Here is a 19,108-nt window from a genome sequence, read left to right as displayed (position 1 = left end):
TAATACATAAGGTGCGCGTGATGATAAAGCTTCCGAAATGGGATCAAACTCTTATAAATAAGTATAACGTGTCAGGGCCACGCTATACCTCCTACCCCACCGCTTTATCTTTAAGCGAGGGGTATCAGCAACAAGACCTTGTTAGCGCTATAAAATCATCCTCTAGTCGCTCACTTTCTTTGTATATTCATATCCCATTTTGCAGTGAGCTTTGCTATTACTGCGGATGTAACAAGGTGATCACACGCCATCAGTCTAAAGCCGATGTATATTTAGATTATTTAACAAAAGAAATAGCAGCGCATGCCCCTTTATTTAAACACTACACAGTGGAACAATTGCATTTAGGGGGTGGTACGCCAACCTTTTTAACTGTAAAGCAAATGACGCGCTTAATTAACTTATTAGAGCAGCACTTTCACTTTACCCGCAACACTGAGCGAGGCATTGAAATAGACCCACGCTCCCTTGCTAAAGATATGCTTATACACTTACGGGTTTTAGGCTTTAACCGCGTATCCTTTGGTATTCAAGATTTTAACGATGAAGTACAACAAGCGGTTAACCGCACACAGCAAGTCGATACCGTTAAAGCACTGATAACTCAAGCCCGCGAGCTTGGCTTTAAGTCTATAAATGCAGATATGATTTATGGCCTACCTAAACAAACACCCCAAAGCTTTGAAAAAACAATAGCGCAATTAATTGCCTTAAGCCCAGATAGAGTCTCCGTATTTAATTACGCACATTTACCAGAGCGCTTTGCAGCGCAACGTAAAATAAAAGAGGCTGACTTACCCAGTGCCCACGACAAGCTAACCATGTTTAAAAACACCTTGGCGCAAATGACCTCTGCAGGCTATCAGTTTATTGGTATGGATCATTTTGCAAAAGCCGACAACGAACTTGCAGTCGCGCAAAATAAAGGGCAGTTACATCGCAACTTTCAGGGCTATACCACTCACGGTAATTGCGACTTATTAGGTTTAGGGGTCTCGTCTATTTCGCAAATTGGCACCGCCATTTTACAAAACCAAAAAGTGCTTAAGCATTATTATCACGCAATTGAAACGCAAGCCGGCAGTGCTATACATAAAGGAATGCATTTAACGCACGATGATGTAATACGCGCAGAGGCTATTAAATCACTTATTTGCCAGTTTGAATTAGACACGTACGCATTTGCGAAAAAGCATTCTATACATTTTAATGAGTATTTTGCGGATGCGCTGTTAGCGCTAAAGCCTTTAATAGACGATGACATGGTGCATATAAACGATAAGGTAATACGCGTCACGCCTCGCGGAAATCTATTTATTCGTATTATATGTATGTGCTTTGATGCTCACTTACAAAAGCAAATAAGTAAAACCCGTTTCTCACGTGTGATTTAATTAGTGCTATACCAATTCGCTTATCACGTTTGAGGTGGTAAAAGTGTGTCGATAAGCAGGCATAAAAAAAGCAGACCTGAGTCTGCTTTTTGGTATTTTCTATCGGGTTTAATTAAATACGATGTTTTCGCTGCCCGGCGCAGCTTTAAACTCAACAATGATTTTGTCGCAATCGGCTTTAATCTCATCACTAAAGTTTTCTTCAGCTCGCCAACGTGCTGTATCTTGCTTAAAAATCTCTTTTTTAGAGTATTTTTTGCGTGCATCGTGAGTCGGCATTTCTTTCACAACGTTATACATTTTATAAATGCCTGGGTACGCTAGCGTTAAATCTCGCTCATCTTCAAAAGCGTACTGAGACATTAAAACCCAAATCCGTAAACAGCCTTCAGAGTACTCACATTGCTCTTCAGCCATTGCGCGAGCAATTAGATGAATGCTATCTGCAAGTTTAGCGTTACGCTTTAAGCGCGACTGCTTAAGCTTTTGCTGTTGCTCTGCTTGCTTTTGCGCAATTAACTTTTTTTGCGCGTTAAGCTTATAGAGCAACTGACCTGCATAAAATGCTAAGCCAGCAATAATAACAGCACCTACAAACAAGGCTACAATCACTGCGGTACTCATTAAGCGCCCTTACTATTTGTCGTCATCATCATCTAGCCACTCATTGGCTAAATCATCTGAAAGGTACTTATCGAAATCTGAGTTACCGTCGCTTTCGAAGTTATCTTCAAAATCATCTTCAAAATCGTCTTCGTCTTCATCTTCGATACCTAGTAACTTACAAAGTACTTGGTGGCGAGCAATACGGCTATTAAAGTACTTCGCATCTTTACCCGTCAGCATTTCACCTTGCTCATGGCGCTCAACGAGCTTAAGTAAACGCTCATCGTTTTCAAGCGCTTCTAGCTCTTGCTCAGGCGTAAGCTCTGGCTCTGTCACCTTTTTAAGCTCAACTGTTGGCTTTAAGTTACGCTTCATTTCTACTTGCGGCTGTGGTGCACTAGCCACTAAAGGCACGGCTTTTTTACTGCCGACGCGCTTATCTTTTGGCGCTGAGTTTGCTTTTTTAGTATCGCTATCTAATAGCTCAGGTGCATTACGAGAACCAGGCTTAGCACCCTTTGGCTTTTTAACTCGTTGCTCTTTTAACGCACGCATTTCTTTAAGCTTATCTTGGCTTAAACGAACAGGGCCGTTTGAAGGAATTTTGCGTGATTTTTTCTTTCTACTCATATCTTGATCATCTCACTTAAGAGGTTTTGAGCGAGGCACATAACATGAGCATCGCAGTGCTGGCCTAGCCAGAAGAATTCGATTTGCGCATTAAAGCTTGGGTTGCTCGTTGAATTAGCGCATTAGCTTATTGCTAAACGGTGGGTATTGTAACAGGACAAATAAAAAGGCGGTAGAGAAAACATCTCTACCGCCTACTAATCTGAGCGCCATTATCTGGACACTTCTCCCTTCGACTTTTTTTAGTCTTTATTATTTTTATTATTATCAGTCCGTATTGTTATTATTTTAACCTTCCTTGTTACATTCCATTTTGTTTTTATTATTAAACTTCCTTGAGATTTTATTATTTACGGTCATCCTGACGCTTTCTTGTTATTTCCTTTTGTAGCACCTTCAATGTGCTATTCAGTCGTGTCGCGCCATTTTCCTTTAGCATAATCCATGTTGTTATTGTTGTTTTGCGACAGTGGTTAATTTACCCGTTAATATTTTTGTTACAACTGGTTTATATAATTTTTCTTACATAGAGCACATATAAAAAACATAAAACTTATAATAAACATGCATTTAACTGTAAAAGTTTTTTTAAAATAAGCCATTTCTTACAAAACAGCATGGCAAATGTCTCACAAACTAAAGGGTGATATCGTTAAAATGTGGACACAAAAAAAGCAGCGTAAGCTGCTTTTTAATCATATTACACTAGCTAATACTAGATAAATACGACTTTAGTGTAAGCCACCTAAGTATTGAGATAGTACTTCAATATCTTTATCAGTTAGCTTTTTCGCTATATCTTGCATCATACCGTTATGGTCGTTTTTACGGGTTCCATCACGAAACTTCTCTAGCTGAGCTTTAATGTACTCTGGGTGCTGAAAAGAAATTTTAGGAAACTTAGCAAGAGACGAACCATTGCCTCGCGGACCATGACACGCCGCACAAGCCGGAATACCACGTTCAGCATCGCCTGCTTTGTAAAGCATTTGACCAACTTCAACCACGTCTTTAGGGGTGGCGCCTTCAGTCATGTTCAATGAAGAAAAATAAGCAGATAGGTCTTTCATGTCTTGTTCGCTAAGTGGCATAGCCATCGCGCTCATTACAGGATCCATACGGCCTTCTTTACCGCCTGAAGTCATACCTAATTTTAAATCCTTAAGTTGTTTAAGGATGTAATCTGGGTGCTGGCCTGCAAGTTTAGGGTAAATATTAACCGGTGCATTACCGTCTGGGCCGTGACAAGCCGCACACGTTGCTGATTTTTCTTTACCTGCGTTTACATCGCCATCAAATGCTGTTGCGTTGCTTGCTGACAACGCACCAAGCAATATTGTTAAAGATAGTGCTATTTTTTTCATGGTGAATTCTCTGTTTCCGACCCTGTATCATCTACAATATGGATGTTGTAATTCATGTATTCTACACGATAAAAAATTCTCTGGCACGTTTTCTACTCATATTAAGCTTATAATTTATAGGGTTTTGACCTAGATTAACCTTTAAGCAGCTTTAATAGTGCCATTTATAGAGTTTTTAGGTGTTTAAATACGCTTTTTAATACATCCTTTATAGTATAAAATACGCGCCCTGAGTGAATTTAGCTCAATAAGATTAACTTTTACGTTTTTAGGAGAGCCTGTGCTCAAATCTCGTATCAAATATAATACTGCGTCTTTTGTAACAAGCGCGCCAGACATCACTAAATTACCTGCTGATACGGGAATTGAAGTCGCGTTTGCAGGTCGCTCTAATGCAGGTAAGTCAAGTGCTCTTAATGCACTGACAGATCAAAAACTTGCTCGTACCAGTAAAACGCCAGGTCGTACGCAGTTAATCAACACCTTCGAGTTAGGTGAAGTAGACGACATGCGCTTAATCGACTTACCCGGTTATGGTTTTGCTAAAGTACCTATTGAAATGAAAAAGAAGTGGCAAAAGTCACTGGGTGAGTACCTACAAAAACGTCAAAGTTTAAAAGGTATTGTTATATTAATGGATATTCGCCACCCATTAAAAGATTTAGACAAAGATTTAATTAACTGGGCTATTGGCAGCGAAATCCCGGTATTGGCGCTTTTAACTAAAGCCGATAAGCTCAAGCAAGGTGCACGTAAAGCACAAGTACTGCAAGTACGCCGTGAATTAAGTGAACTAGACGGTGATATCACTGTACACGCTTTTTCATCACTTAAGGGAACTGGTTTACCGGAAGTCGCTAAAAAGCTAGATGAGTGGTATTTAGGGCCAATTGTGGCTGTTGCACCACCGCAGAGTGATGAAGACAGCTCAGACGCTTAAAATAAGCACCTACGAAAGATAAAACTTTCCCCCTGCTGATTTGATAAAATAGCCGCGCTCATCTGCGTCGGCTATTTCAGCCCACTGATAAAACACACTTCGTGATACCCGCGCGCTACACCCATAAGGTAATTGCAAATATGGCACCGCTGCATTTTTATAGTTTTTTATATAAAGAGGCTGCTCAGCACTGATTAACCATTGCCGTGCTAAATTATCTACACAACACATAACCTGCCCTTGCGCTGTGCTTTCAATATGCCAGCTTACGATAACGAAAGGCGCATCTTGCACCTCTATCGCTATTTTTTCGATGGGTGTTTTTAAATAAAACTGCTCACCTTCTTTGCATAAAACACTGGCAAACAGTTTTACCATCGCGGGGCGAGTAATTTCGCTGCCATCGTAAAACCACTGCCCATGCTCGTTAATCATAATCGGCAGCTCACCACACTGGGTAGGCTGCCAACTATCAAACGGTTTACTAGGCTCGCTTAATTGCTTACTAAGCGCCGTTAACGAGATCACTGTTTTTTAAGTGTTAGCGCAAAAGTAACTGGTACGGCTGTAGCAACGGCAGGTAAACCAGCTAATTGCTGTAGCTTTTTAACGCCTTCGGTCACACCAAAGTCTTGGCTATTTACAATCACAGGCGTAAACGACGACACGCTTATATCGCCATTTTCGGCACTGCTAACAAGTACATTTATTTTTAATGGCTTTTTATTACCATGAAAATCAAGCTGCGCATCAACCTCTTTTAATACATGCTGGCCCGGTTTTTTAATATTACTTAATTGCTTTTTTAAATCCGCGGTTAAAACTGCATGAGGAAACTTAGCCGCTTCAAATACGAATTGAGTTAAACGTTCATTGCGAATAGGGATCAGTGTTTCTGCAGAGGTTAAGTCTATATTTACACTAAAAGCACCACTGTCTGAAAGTGTTCCTTCTAGGTTAGTAAAATGATGTGACTCAGCAATCGAGTCTTTTTTGATAGAAACAAAACTTAATTGGCTCTTGTCATTGACTAGCTGCCAATCTGCATGAGCGGCATTAGACAAAGTAACACTTGATAACGATAAACCGATAATGGCTAACGTTTTAAACATAACGCACTCCTAAAATAAAATGAGAATAATAGCGCTTTCGATACTATCACCTGAGATAGGGGCAAACCACCTCAAATTAAAGACGGCGCTAAATTTCTTAGCCCGTACTGTTATTAAAAAATTAATAACAATATAGCAGCCTATAACTGATGCTTTTTTGGGGCATAGCGCAACATCCACGCTAATAATTGCGTGAGATAGCTTTACTTGCCTACGTTTGCATTATAACTGCTTTATACATATACCCGTTTGAGGGCGCGCAAGGTATGGCACAAAAAATAATAAGTATAAATGAGCATAAAGTGTGAATAGTAAAAAAGCGCTTTGAGGTGCTATTTAGCTTTAAAGGGCAATCTAATGAGGAAGAAAAAGCAGCCTGCTTAAAACAAGCAGGCCGATATAGCAAACTGGGGAGAAGCTATCAATTTGTTGCACCTTTTCAGATGCATCATCAACAGGATGTCCTACAGGATGAGGACGCGCGCACTTTAGCAAAAGCGCACATAAAAATACAATGATATTCCGCCAAAATAGTTCGAATTGACGAACATATAACTATTTAATACAAATAGTTGCTTAAATTAACCTACTTTTAACTAAACTTTGTTTACGCGTAGAAATACTTATATCGATTCGCTTAATTGAGTGAGTTATTTAGAGGTAATAAAAAAGCGCCTTGCGGCGCTTTAAAATATAAGCATGTTTTAGGTTAGTGGGCTTGTTCCCAGTTTTCACCTTGGTCAGCTTCTACAATTAAGGGGACATCTAAGCTAGCCGCTTGCGACATTAGCTCACAAATCTGCTTTGTGTATGCTTGCGCACAATCGGTTTTAATCTCAAACACCAATTCATCGTGTACTTGCATAAGTAACTTAATGGTATTGGGAGCTTGTTGATTAACCCAGCTATGCACGCTCAGCATTGCTTTTTTAATAATATCAGCGGCTGTACCTTGCATTGGTGCATTGATTGCTGCGCGTTCGGCGCCTTTGCGGCGCGCTCCATTACGTGCATTAATTTCTGGTAAGTGTAAACGACGCCCAAAAATAGTTTCTACGTACCCGTTCTCGGCCGCTTTTTCGCGGGTTGTTTCCATGTACTCAAGTACCCCAGGGAAACGCTCAAAGTATTTATCTATGTAGTGCTGCGCTTCGTGGCGTGGCACATCAAGCTGACGCGCTAAACCAAAGGCTGACATGCCGTAAATTAACCCAAAGTTTACTGCTTTAGCTTTACGACGCATATCTGTGGTTACTTCCTCTAGCTCAACCCCAAATACCTCAGCAGCGGTTGCACTGTGTACATCTAACCCATTAGCAAAGGCATTTAGTAGCCCTTTGTCTTGCGATAAATGCGCCATAATACGCAGCTCAATTTGACTGTAATCGGCAGCCACAATTTTATAGCCTTGTGCCGCTACAAATGCCTCACGTATACGGCGTCCTTCTTCAGAACGAATAGGGATATTTTGTAAGTTAGGATCGGTAGAACTCAAACGCCCTGTGGCCGTGACAGCTTGATGATAAGAAGTATGCACGCGCTGTGTTTTCTCATTAACCATCAGTGGTAATTTATCGGTGTAGGTTGATTTAAGCTTAGATAAACCACGGTGCTCAATAATCACCTTAGGTAGTGGGTAGTCATGGGCAAGTTCTTGTAGCACTTCTTCAGCCGTTGAAGGTGCACCTTTAGGTGTTTTTTTAATGACTGGCAGCTCAAGTTTTTCAAATAAAAGTACTTGCAGCTGCTTTGGCGAGCTTAGGTTAAATGGTTCGCCAGCTATCTCAAACGCTTCTTTTTCAAGTTCAAGTAAACGCTCGCCTAAACGCTGGCTGTGCGCCGCCAGCATGTTGCTATCAATTGCTACGCCGGTGCGTTCAATATCAGAGATAACATTCACTAATGGCATTTCTATTGTTTCAAATACTGACTTTAACTTCTCATCAGCTTCTAATTTTGGCCAAAGTACTTGGTGTAAACGCAGTGTAATATCGGCATCTTCTGCTGCATAAGGCGCAGCTTGCTCAAGCTCAATTTGATTAAAGGTAAGCTGCTTTTTCCCTTTGCCGGCTATATCTTCAAAGCTAATGTTTTTATGGCCTAAGTATTTAAGCGCTAATGAATCCATGTCATGGCGAGTGCCCACGCTGTTAAATACGTACGACTCAAGCATAGTATCAAACTTAATGCCATTGAGCTCATAGCCTGCATTAGCCAGTACGCTCTTGTCGTATTTTAGGTTTTGCCCTACTTTAGCTTTGTTAGCATCGGCGAGGATTGGTCCAAGCTTTTGCATTACATATTCAAGGCTTAATTGCTCTGGCGCACCCGGGTAGTCGTGTGCAATTGGTAAGTAAGCAGCTTCGCCTGCTTTTACAGCAAAGCTCATACCTACTAACTGCGCTTGCATGTAATCAAGGCTGGTTGTTTCGGTATCAAAGGCAAATAACTCAGCGCTATTTAGCTGCTCAATAAGCGTATCAAATTGTGATTCGGTTAAGATAGTTTCGTAATGTGCATCTTCAACTTTTGGCAGTTCATTTGCCTCAGTAGGGAGCGCTTTTTCTGCATCTTTTGGGTTATCAAGCAGCTCAGCTAACCAACGACGGAACTCACACTCACCATACAGTGCAATAAGCTCATCTTTATTTGGCTCTTGTACTTTAAAGGTATCTAGGTCTGACTCTACCTCAACATCACATTTAATGGTGGCAAGCTCATAACTAAGTGGTAAATGATCAAGGGCATTTGCAAGCTTCTCACCAATCTTGCCTTTAATATCGCCAGCATTATCAATTACACCTTGAAGCGATCCATATTTTTGTAGCCATTTAACAGCTGTTTTAGGTCCACAGCCTTCAACACCTGGGATGTTGTCAACCTTATCACCCATTAGCGCTAAATAGTCGATGATTAGCTCAGGACCCACGCCAAATTTTTCAACAACGGTTTGAGGATCTGAAATGCTGTCGGTCATGGTATTTATTAGCGTAACATGCTCGTTAACTAGCTGAGCCATGTCTTTATCGCCAGTAGAAACCAATACATGGCGCTTTTGCTCAGTTGCTATTCGCGAAAACGTACCAATAACATCATCGGCTTCAACCCCTTCAATACTAATTAGCGGAAAGCCCATCGCTTTAATAATACTGTGCAGTGGCGCTATTTGCGTTCGTAAATCGTCAGGCATAGGCGGACGGTTAGCTTTATACTCGCTATACATGTCGTTTCTGAACGTTTTGCCTTTGGCATCAAACACCACCACCATATGGCTCGGATCATATTGTTTGATCAAACTTTTAAGCATGTTTACCACGCCATAAATAGCACCAGTTGCTTCACCTTTAGAGTTGGTTAAATGCGGTGGAGAATGATAAGCACGAAATAAATATGAAGAGCCATCAACTAAAATTAGCGGGTTTTCGGGGATCTGAGCCATGGTGAATTTGGATCCTAAATACAAAAAAGTAATATTATTACAAGCATGCCATAAGGTTGTGAATAAAACGACAGTGAATTACGCTTAGTAGCCATAATTATTGCGGAGCAACCTGTGGATAACTTTGTAGATAACAGCCACGAGCTATTCCTCCAATGCATAATAAAATGCTTAGAAAAATAAATAACTGCTTGTTTTGTTTAAAAAAGATAATACGAGGTTCTTTTTTTATTATTTTAAAACCAATGTGGAAAAAGGTTTTCTAACTGATACATCCGCTGTTAGTCACTTTAGTTATTTGTATCCATTTAAATAACCGGAGGAGTATTCTAGCATAATGGATCAAAGATCATAGCGATCCTTTATAATTTTTTTTATGAGCGCACTGGCAAAAATGGCATAAACCGCAATACAACTTGCACTGCGAATACTTTTTAAACTAAAAAATTATTTTAGTGTGTGTTTTGGCCCGTGTTAAACTTCATCCAAACGACTTATTTAAAATACTTAAGGAGCACAAAAGCATGAAAAAGATAGCTGTAATATTAGCCGGCTGTGGTGTGTACGATGGCAGTGAAATAAACGAAGCAGTATTAACACTGCTGCACATAGCTAAAAACGGTGCTGCATATCAATGTTTTGCTCCTGATATAGAACAACTTCACACTATTAATCACCTTACCGGTGAAGAAATGCCAAGCAACCGTAATGTACTCACTGAGGCAGCACGCATTTCCCGTGGTGATATAAAATCATTAAGCGAATTAAAGGCATCTGAATTTGATGCGTTAATAGTACCAGGGGGATTTGGCGCCGCTAAAAACTTATGTGATTTTGCCGTTAAAGGCGCTGATGCGCAGATAAACGACCTAGTATTAGAGGCCTGTAAACAATTTGCTAATGCACAAAAAGCCGCTGGCTACATGTGTATTGCGCCGGCTTTAATTCCGTTTATATATCCCAATGCTACTTTAACCATAGGTAATGATGAACAGACCGCTAGCGCTTTAACCCAGCTAGGCTCTACTCACACAGCCTGTGCGGTTGATGATATTGTGATTGATGAGGACAATAAACTCGTTACCACCCCTGCTTATATGCTGGCGCAGTCTATTTTAGATGCCGATGCGGGGATCGAAAAATTGGTTAAAAGCGTACTAGCATTAGCTTAAATAGTGATTTACTAAGCCACCGATTATAAATGTTTGTTAACTGAAACATGCAATTTTATTGCGTTAACGCAAAAATTAGCCAGTTTTATCGATAAAAACACCAGTGGGCGTTTTATAAATTGTTACACAAAGGTATAATCGGTTTAATTTCCGTCATCTATAATCGTGATTGATCACGTTCAAATCGAAGTGAGCAAGGCAAAATGAAAAAACTATCAGCTGCAGCATTATTAATGCTAGCAACCACCGCATACGCACAGCCATATGATAACTCTATGACTGAAGATGCGATTAAAAAACGTTTAGCACCAGTTGGCGCTGTTTATCTTGAAGGCGAGAAAGCTGCTGCAGCCGCAGCTCCTACTGGCCCTCGCTCTGGTGAGCAAGTGTACCAAGGCGCATGTTTTGCCTGTCACGGTACTGGCGCACTAGGTGCACCTAAATCAGCTGATGACTGGGCACCGCGTATCGCTAAAGGTAAAGATGTACTGCTTGATCACGCTATCAACGGTTTTAATGCGATGCCGCCAAAAGGAACATGTATGGATTGTTCTGATGATGAGATTAGCGCAGCTATTGATTTCATGACATCTAAATAATTTAATTAAACCCCTGATAACTAGGGTGATTAATTTAAAAAGGCCTATTTTTATAATAGGCCTTTTTTTATTCCTAAAATAATCTTTTTAGTTGCTGTTTTAGGGCATTAGTTACTTGACGATCGCAACTAAAAGTGAAATTATACGTTTAATAAACATACAATAATAAAATAATATGATTCATGTCATCGGAAGATAAGCCCGCGGCACCGAGTAAACTAGCGCACCAAAATAAACGTCTTAAAGCGCTATTAGAAAAGTATAAGCAATCTCACCACTTACAAAATGCCCTGATCCAGCTATCAGAGCAAGCAAGCTCTGTTGCCGAATTAACCTTACTTTACCCCGCTATCCATGACATTTTACAAGCATACCTACCTAGTAAAAGCTTTTACGTGGTGCTTGCTAATCAATATACTCATGCCCTGGAACTTTCTTATTTTTGTGATGAAAAAGATGGTATATCAGTCGCCCTCAATCAAGATAATAGTTTTGAAGAAGGCGCTACAGGCTACGTTTATAAGCTTGGCAAAACCACCTGCTTTACCAAACAAGAGATGCAAAGCGCTGCACAAAACGGCTTATTTAAAGCACTAGGCTCACCTGCTGAGTACTGGGTTGGTGTCCCTATTTATCAAGAGCAAAACATTATTGGCGTACTTGCTGCGCAAAGTTACGATAAACACCAAGATTACAGCAGCCAGCAAGTGCATTTACTCGAAGTAATGTCTTTATACTTAGCCACGGCCATAGAGCGAGTTAAAAAAAGAGAGCTGCTCGAATCTGAAGTAAAAATTCGTACCCGCGCGCTCACGCAAAGTAATGATGCGCTAAACCTAGAAATTGAACAACGAAAACGCGCACTGCAACGCCAACAAATTTTGTTTAAAATATCGGAGTTGGCAACACAAGCGCAAAACTTAGATGATGCCTATGTAAAAATTCATCAAATAATAAAAACCATTACATACGCAGAAAACTTATACATTGCACTTTATAACAAAGAGACTGGTTGGATTAGCTTCCCGTACTGTGTGGATGAATTTAAAGACAACACCGAGCCAAGGCCGTTTGCAAAAGGTTATAGCGAACTGGTTATTAGCAGCGAGCAGACCCAACTTATTCACCCCAGTAGAGCCAAAGAGCTATTAGAAAGTGGTGATGTACAACGAAATAAGCCAGTACCAGAGGAGCAAATGGCCACCAGCTGGCTAGGTGCACCGCTTAAAACATCGCAAGGAGTTATCGGCTTAATTGCATGCCAAGCGTATAATAACAATCATATTTTTAGCAAAGACGACTGCGAGCTTATTACATTTGTATCACACCAAATTGCCACGGTTTTACAAACAAAGTTAGCCACTCAAGCACTTAAATCTAGCCACCAAGAGTTAGAGTATCGAGTTAACGAAAAAACAAAGGCGCTGCAACAAGCTAACCTACATTTACAAATGCAAATTGATGAGCGTAAAAAAGTAGAGCAACAGCTTTATCATGATGCGCATCACGACTCACTAACGGGCCTCCCTAATCGCAGCTTGTTTTTAACCCAGCTAGAAAAAACACTGCAGCATTACCATCGTTTTCCTGAACATCACTTTGCTGTTTTATTTATTGATTTAGATAAGTTTAAAGATATAAACGATCAACTAGGTCACCATGCCGGCGATCAATTTTTAATAAGTGTGGCTGATTTATTTTCGCATTGTATTCGCGAACACGATTTACTCGCTCGCCTTGGTGGTGATGAATTTGTAATTTTGCTTACCCACTTAACAGAGCTACAACAAGCAGAAGATGTAGCTGATCGCATTATTAATATAATGAAAAAGCCATTTTGCAGTAAAGGTACCTGCATTCAAAGTGGTGCAAGTATTGGTATAACGTACTCAAATTCAAGTTATCAGCATACCGATGAAATTATTCGCGATGCCGATGCTGCTATGTATTATGCTAAAAATGCGGGGCGCGACCGCTATGAGCTGTTCCACCCGTTATTAACGCAAACACTAACAAGTGCAGAATCTCCAGCACAGCACCATCTTGATTCACTCCCGATGAGTTTTAGAAGTGCAGATATTATAAACCTTGATGAACAACAGCAATCAGAATCACTGTTTGAAGCCTTTGGTGAACACCCTGTATTAGGCTATACCAGTTTTGAAGTGCTGAAAAAGTTTGCAACCGATAAAGAGCAGCACCTACAAGTTGAATTAGAACTATTACAACACGCCTATGCCCATGCCTTAGCGGCAAATGTAGCCATGGTATTATTGCCATGCTCAGGGCTACTTTTAGAAGCGCTTGAATTCAATTTATTTACTGAGGTATTAAGTAAGCTGCAAGGGCAAAGCCAACTGTGTTTATTGTTTGACGACCAAGAAATACGTTACGCCTGTGCAACACAACTAGAAAACCTTAAAAAACTCTCGCAGCTTGGCTACAGCATTGGCTTAAATAACTTTGCAAAAGACCGCTGTGAGCTAAATGCACTGACCGACATTACCTTCGATTACGTACTACTTAGCTCAACCTTTAGTAAACGTGTACTGCAACAAGAAAGCTTTAACTTGCAATTACAAGGTGTACTGGCAATCACTCAGCTAAAAGGCATAAAAGTTATTGCCAAAGGCCCTTCTATACTCAACTTTAGAGCCTTGCTAGATAAATACGGACTAAACTTATTTGTTGCAAAGCAGCAAGGCTTATCGGAGCCAGTAGCGGCTAATAACAACGCCGCACAGTCTATTAACTAGGTTTTTTCAGCATCGCCCTTAAGTTAGCGACCCGTGCTTGGCCTTTTTCCATGCGCTCAGCTTGCGAGCTTGGGGCTTTTTTGTTTTCAAACGCTAGGTCATCTTGCGGTAACTCTTGCACAAAGCGACTTAGCTCTGTCTGTGAGGTTTCGCCAAACTGACGACGTATTTTTGCATACGTTAGTGTCAGCTCTTGCTGGGCCCGTGTGATCCCTACATATGCTAAACGGCGCTCTTCATCTACGTTTTCTTCGTCAATACTTACCTGGTGTGGCAATAACCCCTCTTCCATACCAACCATAAATACGTACGGGTATTCTAAGCCTTTAGATGCATGCAAAGTAAGTAACTGTACCGCATCAGACTCATCTTCTTCCTCGTTACGCTCTAGCATATCGCGAAGCGTTAATTTGCTGACCACTTCAGGTAAGGTCATCGGTTCGTTATCGGCATCTCCGGTGAGCATATCGGTGATCCAACGATACAGCTCAGAGACGTTTTTCATGCGCATTTCTGCCGCTTTGGCACTTGGCGATGACTCATATAAATACGCTTCGTAGTTAATATTACGTACCAAGTCTTTTACCGCTTCGAGTGTATCGCTACGCACTGCATTATCTGAAAGCTCAACAACCCAACGTGCAAACCCCGAAAGCGCATTTAAGCCACGCCCTTTAAGACGATAGCCTAGGTCGTTATCAAAACAGGTGGCAAATAAGCTTTGGTGCTTTTCGTTTGCAAGTGTGCCTAGCTTTTCAAGTGTAACGGTGCCTATTTCACGGCGCGGCGTATTAACAATGCGTAAAAAAGCGTTATCGTCGTCTTGGTTAACCAACAAGCGTAAATACGCCATAATATCTTTAATTTCTGAACGCGAAAAAAACGACATTCCGCCACTAATTTTATAGGGAATGCGGTTACTCATTAATGATTTTTCAAAACCGCGTGCCTGGTGATTACCACGATACAAAATAGCGTAATCTTTATAGCTGGTGCGCTTCATAAATTTATGAGAAATTATTTCAGCAACAACTCGCTCGCACTCATGCTCTTCATCTCTACAGCCAATCACTTTAATCGGCTCACCGTAACCAAGCTCACTAAATAGCTTTTTTTCGATATCGTGCGGGTTATTGGCAATTAAAATATTTGCAGCTTTTAGAATGCGCTGGGCACTACGGTAGTTTTGCTCAAGCTTTATGAGCCTAAGGCCGGGGTAATCTTTACTTAAAAGTACCAAGTTTTGGGGGCGGGCTCCGCGCCATGAATAAATAGATTGGTCATCATCCCCTACCACAGTAAAACGCGCTCGCTCGCCTACTAATAACTTAACAAGCTGGTACTGGCTGGTATTGGTATCTTGATATTCATCCACCAGCAAATACCTAAATCGTTGCTGCCAACGCTCTCGTGAGGTGGCATTACTACTCAGTAATAAGGTGGGGATCATTATTAAATCGTCAAAATCCAGTGCGTTATATGCTCGCAGCTGATTTTGATAACGCGCGTAAAGCTGCGCAAATAACGCCTTTTGCGCATCACGTGCTTCGCGTATAGCTTGCTCTGGTAAAATTAATTCGTTTTTCCAGCTGCCTATTTGCATTTTTAATAGATTAAGAAGGTCTTTGTCTTTTTTAAGTTCGTCTTCGGTTAAATCACCTAACAGCTGGTTAGTATCTTGGTCATCAAACAGCGAAAAACCTTCTTTAAAGCCAAGCGTTTTGAGCTCTTTTTTAATTATTTCAAGCCCTAGGGTATGAAAGGTTGATACCCACAGCCCTTTCGCTTCTTGCTTATTAAGCGTTTGTAATACACGCTCGCGCATCTCTTTGGCCGCTTTATTCGTAAACGTTACCGCAGCAATATTACGTGCTTTGTACTCGCACTTTTGCACCAAATAAGCAATTTTGTTAGTGATTACGCGCGTTTTACCTGAGCCTGCACCCGCGAGTACTAAACACGGACCACTAATATATTTTACTGCTTCATCTTGTTTTGGATTGAGTTTCATAACGACCATGGAGTTTTAAAAGGCAGCTAATTTTACCGTAACCACAGATACAGGCATAGCCATTAGATTAATTAATTCCATTGTGGTGATCATGTATTAAATACCTTAGGTATAAGGTAATATTAGTCATTATCATTTTAGGGCAACAGCAAGGGACGATTATGATCAATCCAGCAAAACTTGAAGAAATTGCTAAGCAAATCACCAACAACATGCCGCAAGGTGTAAAAAACCTAGCAGATACACTGGAAGGTAAAACCAAACAAGTTTTACAAAATAAGCTGGCTGAAATGGACTTTGTTAGCCGCGAAGAATTTGATGTGCAAAGCCAAGTACTTATTCGTACTCGTGAAAAACTCACTGAGCTTGAAGCAAAAGTTGTGTTACTAGAGCAACAACTAAATGCTAAAAATAACGCCGAGTAGCACGTACTACATCTGTATACTCAGCCACAAAAAAAGCAGCTAAGGCTGCTTTTTTTGCTTTTAGTTTTAACTAAAAGCCCACTATGTATCAAAAAGTGCCTCTAATACATAGTATTGCAGTGATTGTTGCTGCGCTAAACTTACAGCGCACATTTTTAGCGCCACTTGCTTACCCGTAATGGGTTTATAACGTTTTAAAAAAGGAAGTTGAGTAATAACAGGTAACACAAATGCGCCTATTTGCTCAGCTATTCGTGTATCGTTTCGCTCACCCATTAATAAAGACGGCTGGAATATACTTACTTTTGCAAAGCCCAGCGTTTTTATGTGCTGCTCAAGCTCGCCTTTCATTTTTAAGTAAGGGCTGATGCTGTGCGCATTAGCGCCGCTTGATGACACCAAGCAATAATGGCTCACTGCATTGTTAGCCGCCATTTGCGCCGCAATAAACTGATAATCAAAATCAACTTTACGCTGCGCCGCGGTTGAGCCAGCCTGCTTTTTAGTAGTGCCCAAACACGAAAAAAACACATCCCCTTTAAATAACGCGCAGTAGTTGGTTAAACAATCAAAATCAATAACCTGATTAGTGAGCTTAGTATGTTCAACGTCCAGCTTACGGCGAGTTATAGCAATCACATGGCCAAACGCAGGGCTTTGCAGTAAAAGCGTTAATAGCTCACTCCCCACAACCCCTGTTGCCCCTATGATTATCGCCGTTTTAGTCATTGTTTAAATTACTCGCAACCGGCTTTAGCGAGTACATGTGCAACGGCTTTTTTATACACATCGCCTTCTTCATCAGCGCAGGTTACAACCGATGATAAGTCGTGCAAGTGGCCGTTCTCTAATCCATATACCCAACCATGAATTGTGAGCTCTTGGCCTTTATCCCATGCATCTTGAACTATGTTTGTTCTGCACACATTGCGTACTTGCTCAATAACGTTTAGCTCAATTAAGCGACTTAAACGCTGTTGCTCATCCATTGCATTAAGCTGCTCTAAGTGTTTTTCTTTTACGTCGCCAACATGGCGTAACCAGTTATCGATAAAACCAAATTTGGCGTTATTTAATACCGCTTGTACACCGCCACAGCCGTAGTGGCCAACCACCATAATATGTTTTACTTTAAGCACCTCTACCGCGTATTGCATTACCGATAAACAGTTATGGTCAGTATGTACCACCACATTAGCTACATTACGGTGTACAAATAATTCTCCCGGCAGTAAATCTACAATTTGGTTGGCAGGAACACGGGAGTCTGAGCAGCCAATCCACAAGTACTCTGGGTTTTGTTGCATTGATAATATTTTAAAAAACTCAGGGTTGGCTTCGGTTGTACGTGCAGCCCAACGTTTGTTGTTTTCGAATAAATTTTTTAGCTTTCTCATTGCATCTCTTATTTAGGACGGGATAGAAATTACACCCCAGAAAAGACAAATAATGAGCGTCTTTTTAGTTGGTGTTTGCAAGAATTAAAATATTGCGAGGAGTTAATTGTTTCTCACAAAAGGTGGTAACTGAAACGTGATAACCTTGCTGTTGCAAATATAAAGCACGATCGAGCACAAGCCAAACTTCTATTGCTCTTCTAAACACATGTCGAACCAGTTCGATTCGCTCTGTTACTTTTTTACGCGCCTTACCAATTAATAAAAACTTATCGTAATCAGTATCTTGAGGGATACTTATAGACTTTTTATCCCCCGCCCAAGCACAAAACTGTGTAAACGTATCAGAAAACACGGCTTTGTTAACGGAAGGCACACTCACGTAATATTGTTCATGAGTGAGTGACTTTCGAAGTGCGTCAAACCCTAAGCGCCATTCCACCTCAGTTTTTCGTATTTTAGCTACACGTGAAGGAGCTGTAACTGTTTCTTGCAGCGCCAATTTTAAATCGCGGTGCGTTAAATTAAGCTTACTAGCAAGGGCAAGCTCACTCATTGCCTGATAACGACTATCGGTAAATAAGTGATAACAGCACGGCGAAAAACTAATACGTTTTACCCTAGCGGCGCTGGCGTGTTGCATAAATGTTTGGTGCAGTGCGCCACATGCATGCAGTGCCACCGCATGTGTGTCGGTATTAAAAAAATGGCGTGTTTCATCTTCAAGTACATTAGCTTGGCTAAATTTCATCGCTAAACCTTGCTTGCGTGCACTGTGCTCTCCTTGCTCGCAAAGGTGCCCTTGTAGCTCAACACTGTGCACGCTTTGCGCGCCGTTATAAGCAAGCATTCGGCCTAAATGCCCTTTACCTGCGCACCATTCAAGTACAGGCTGCGTGCTACTTGTTAATGCTGAAACAAAGTCTTGCAGCTGCTCAAACTTACGCCCTTTAATACCGTTACTTATCCAAAACGGGTATTCACCGCGTTGCTGCTGGCTTTTTGGTAAATTGCACAGCTCAGGTAGCTGCTCTACCCCAGCAATAAACGGGCTAAAAAATTGATAAAGCTGTTGCTGATCGTTATCAAGCCTTGCGACATCTTCATCTGATAAGTTATTTAACGCCGCTTGTAGCTCAGGCCACGGTAATTCATCAAAATCAAATGCTGTACATTGCCAATATTCGCGGGTATTCATTAGCACTGCATCGAGTGCTGCAAACTGCTCAGCTAGGTTCATAACAACTTAAAATAGTAAAAAGA

Annotated in this window: 16 protein-coding genes; 6 read left to right on the top strand and 10 right to left on the bottom strand. The window is 41.0% G+C overall.

From position 1 onward, the window contains the following. The first annotated feature begins 20 nt into the window (after positions 1-20). Complete coding sequence (gene hemN, locus CWC04_RS10200; protein ID WP_138685343.1) at positions 21-1,394, top strand: oxygen-independent coproporphyrinogen III oxidase; 1,374 nt, start codon at positions 21-23, stop codon at positions 1,392-1,394. A 108-nt stretch (positions 1,395-1,502) separates the two neighbouring features. On the opposite strand, the gene CWC04_RS10195 is transcribed toward hemN, so the two are convergent. The 3 genes from CWC04_RS10195 to CWC04_RS10185 form a co-directional block, all read right to left on the bottom strand. Continuing rightward, positions 1,503-2,018 (bottom strand): DUF2489 domain-containing protein, encoded by a 516-nt coding sequence (locus CWC04_RS10195; RefSeq protein ID WP_004589313.1) that lies wholly within the window; start codon positions 2,016-2,018, stop codon positions 1,503-1,505. Positions 2,019-2,030: 12 nt separating this feature from the next. Next, positions 2,031-2,630: a Der GTPase-activating protein YihI gene (gene yihI / locus CWC04_RS10190; RefSeq protein ID WP_138685342.1), complete on the bottom strand. Its 600-nt coding sequence runs from the start codon at positions 2,628-2,630 to the stop codon at positions 2,031-2,033. 731 nt (positions 2,631-3,361) lie between these two features. After that, complete coding sequence (locus tag CWC04_RS10185; RefSeq protein WP_004589311.1) at positions 3,362-3,994, bottom strand: c-type cytochrome; 633 nt, start codon at positions 3,992-3,994, stop codon at positions 3,362-3,364. A 280-nt stretch (positions 3,995-4,274) separates the two neighbouring features. On the opposite strand from CWC04_RS10185, the gene yihA reads away from it, so the two are divergent. Beyond that, positions 4,275-4,934, top strand: coding sequence for a ribosome biogenesis GTP-binding protein YihA/YsxC (yihA, locus tag CWC04_RS10180; protein WP_004589310.1), 660 nt, complete (start codon positions 4,275-4,277; stop codon positions 4,932-4,934). 9 nt (positions 4,935-4,943) lie between these two features. On the opposite strand, the gene CWC04_RS10175 is transcribed toward yihA, so the two are convergent. From CWC04_RS10175 to polA, 3 genes are all read right to left on the bottom strand, one after another. Next, positions 4,944-5,462, bottom strand: coding sequence for a DUF1285 domain-containing protein (locus tag CWC04_RS10175; RefSeq protein ID WP_024032162.1), 519 nt, complete (start codon positions 5,460-5,462; stop codon positions 4,944-4,946). Continuing rightward, entirely contained in the window at positions 5,459-6,046 is a 588-nt protein-coding gene (locus CWC04_RS10170; RefSeq protein WP_138685341.1) for a YceI family protein, read from the bottom strand. Before CWC04_RS10170 ends, CWC04_RS10175 begins: the two co-directional genes overlap by 4 nt. 709 nt (positions 6,047-6,755) lie before the next feature. After that, positions 6,756-9,485 carry a DNA polymerase I gene (gene polA / locus CWC04_RS10165; protein WP_138685340.1) on the bottom strand — a complete coding sequence of 910 codons (2,730 nt, stop codon included), beginning with the start codon at positions 9,483-9,485 and terminating at the stop codon, positions 6,756-6,758. A gap of 524 nt (positions 9,486-10,009) precedes the next feature. Between polA and elbB the strand changes: the two genes are divergently transcribed. The 3 genes from elbB to CWC04_RS10150 all read left to right on the top strand — a co-directional run bounded on the left by elbB (position 10,010) and on the right by CWC04_RS10150 (position 14,012). Continuing rightward, positions 10,010-10,657, top strand: coding sequence for an isoprenoid biosynthesis glyoxalase ElbB (elbB, locus tag CWC04_RS10160; RefSeq protein ID WP_138685339.1), 648 nt, complete (start codon positions 10,010-10,012; stop codon positions 10,655-10,657). A gap of 203 nt (positions 10,658-10,860) precedes the next feature. Further along, positions 10,861-11,256, top strand: a complete 396-nt coding sequence (locus CWC04_RS10155) for a c-type cytochrome (protein WP_126005616.1) — start codon at positions 10,861-10,863, stop codon at positions 11,254-11,256. 182 nt (positions 11,257-11,438) lie between these two features. Continuing rightward, the gene (locus tag CWC04_RS10150; protein ID WP_138685338.1) at positions 11,439-14,012 is read left to right on the top strand and encodes a sensor domain-containing diguanylate cyclase; all 2,574 of its coding nucleotides are present in this window, start codon (positions 11,439-11,441) and stop codon (positions 14,010-14,012) included. Here CWC04_RS10150 and rep read toward each other — a convergent pair. After that, positions 14,005-16,023 (bottom strand): DNA helicase Rep, encoded by a 2,019-nt coding sequence (gene rep, locus CWC04_RS10145; RefSeq protein ID WP_004589303.1) that lies wholly within the window; start codon positions 16,021-16,023, stop codon positions 14,005-14,007. The two genes, CWC04_RS10150 and rep, sit on opposite strands and share 8 nt — an antisense overlap. Before the next feature lie 161 nt (positions 16,024-16,184). Between rep and ubiK the strand changes: the two genes are divergently transcribed. After that, entirely contained in the window at positions 16,185-16,448 is a 264-nt protein-coding gene (gene ubiK / locus CWC04_RS10140; protein WP_004589302.1) for a ubiquinone biosynthesis accessory factor UbiK, read from the top strand. An 81-nt stretch (positions 16,449-16,529) separates the two neighbouring features. Here the strand turns inward: ubiK and CWC04_RS10135 are convergent, their stop codons facing one another. From CWC04_RS10135 to CWC04_RS10125, 3 genes are all read right to left on the bottom strand, one after another. Next, positions 16,530-17,177, bottom strand: coding sequence for an NAD(P)H-binding protein (locus CWC04_RS10135; protein ID WP_054982950.1), 648 nt, complete (start codon positions 17,175-17,177; stop codon positions 16,530-16,532). Between the two features lie 8 nt (positions 17,178-17,185). After that, complete coding sequence (gene can / locus CWC04_RS10130; protein ID WP_024032154.1) at positions 17,186-17,845, bottom strand: carbonate dehydratase; 660 nt, start codon at positions 17,843-17,845, stop codon at positions 17,186-17,188. Positions 17,846-17,909: 64 nt separating this feature from the next. Further along, positions 17,910-19,085, bottom strand: a complete 1,176-nt coding sequence (locus CWC04_RS10125) for a methyltransferase (RefSeq protein WP_138685337.1) — start codon at positions 19,083-19,085, stop codon at positions 17,910-17,912. Positions 19,086-19,108 lie beyond the last annotated feature (23 nt).

Origin of the sequence: Pseudoalteromonas sp. S2893 (assembly GCF_005887105.1) — a bacterium.
In the GTDB taxonomy this organism is placed as follows: Bacteria; Pseudomonadota; Gammaproteobacteria; order Enterobacterales; family Alteromonadaceae; genus Pseudoalteromonas; species Pseudoalteromonas atlantica.
Note: the sequence above shows the minus strand (reverse complement) of the source record. Positions and strands in the feature narration are given on the sequence as shown.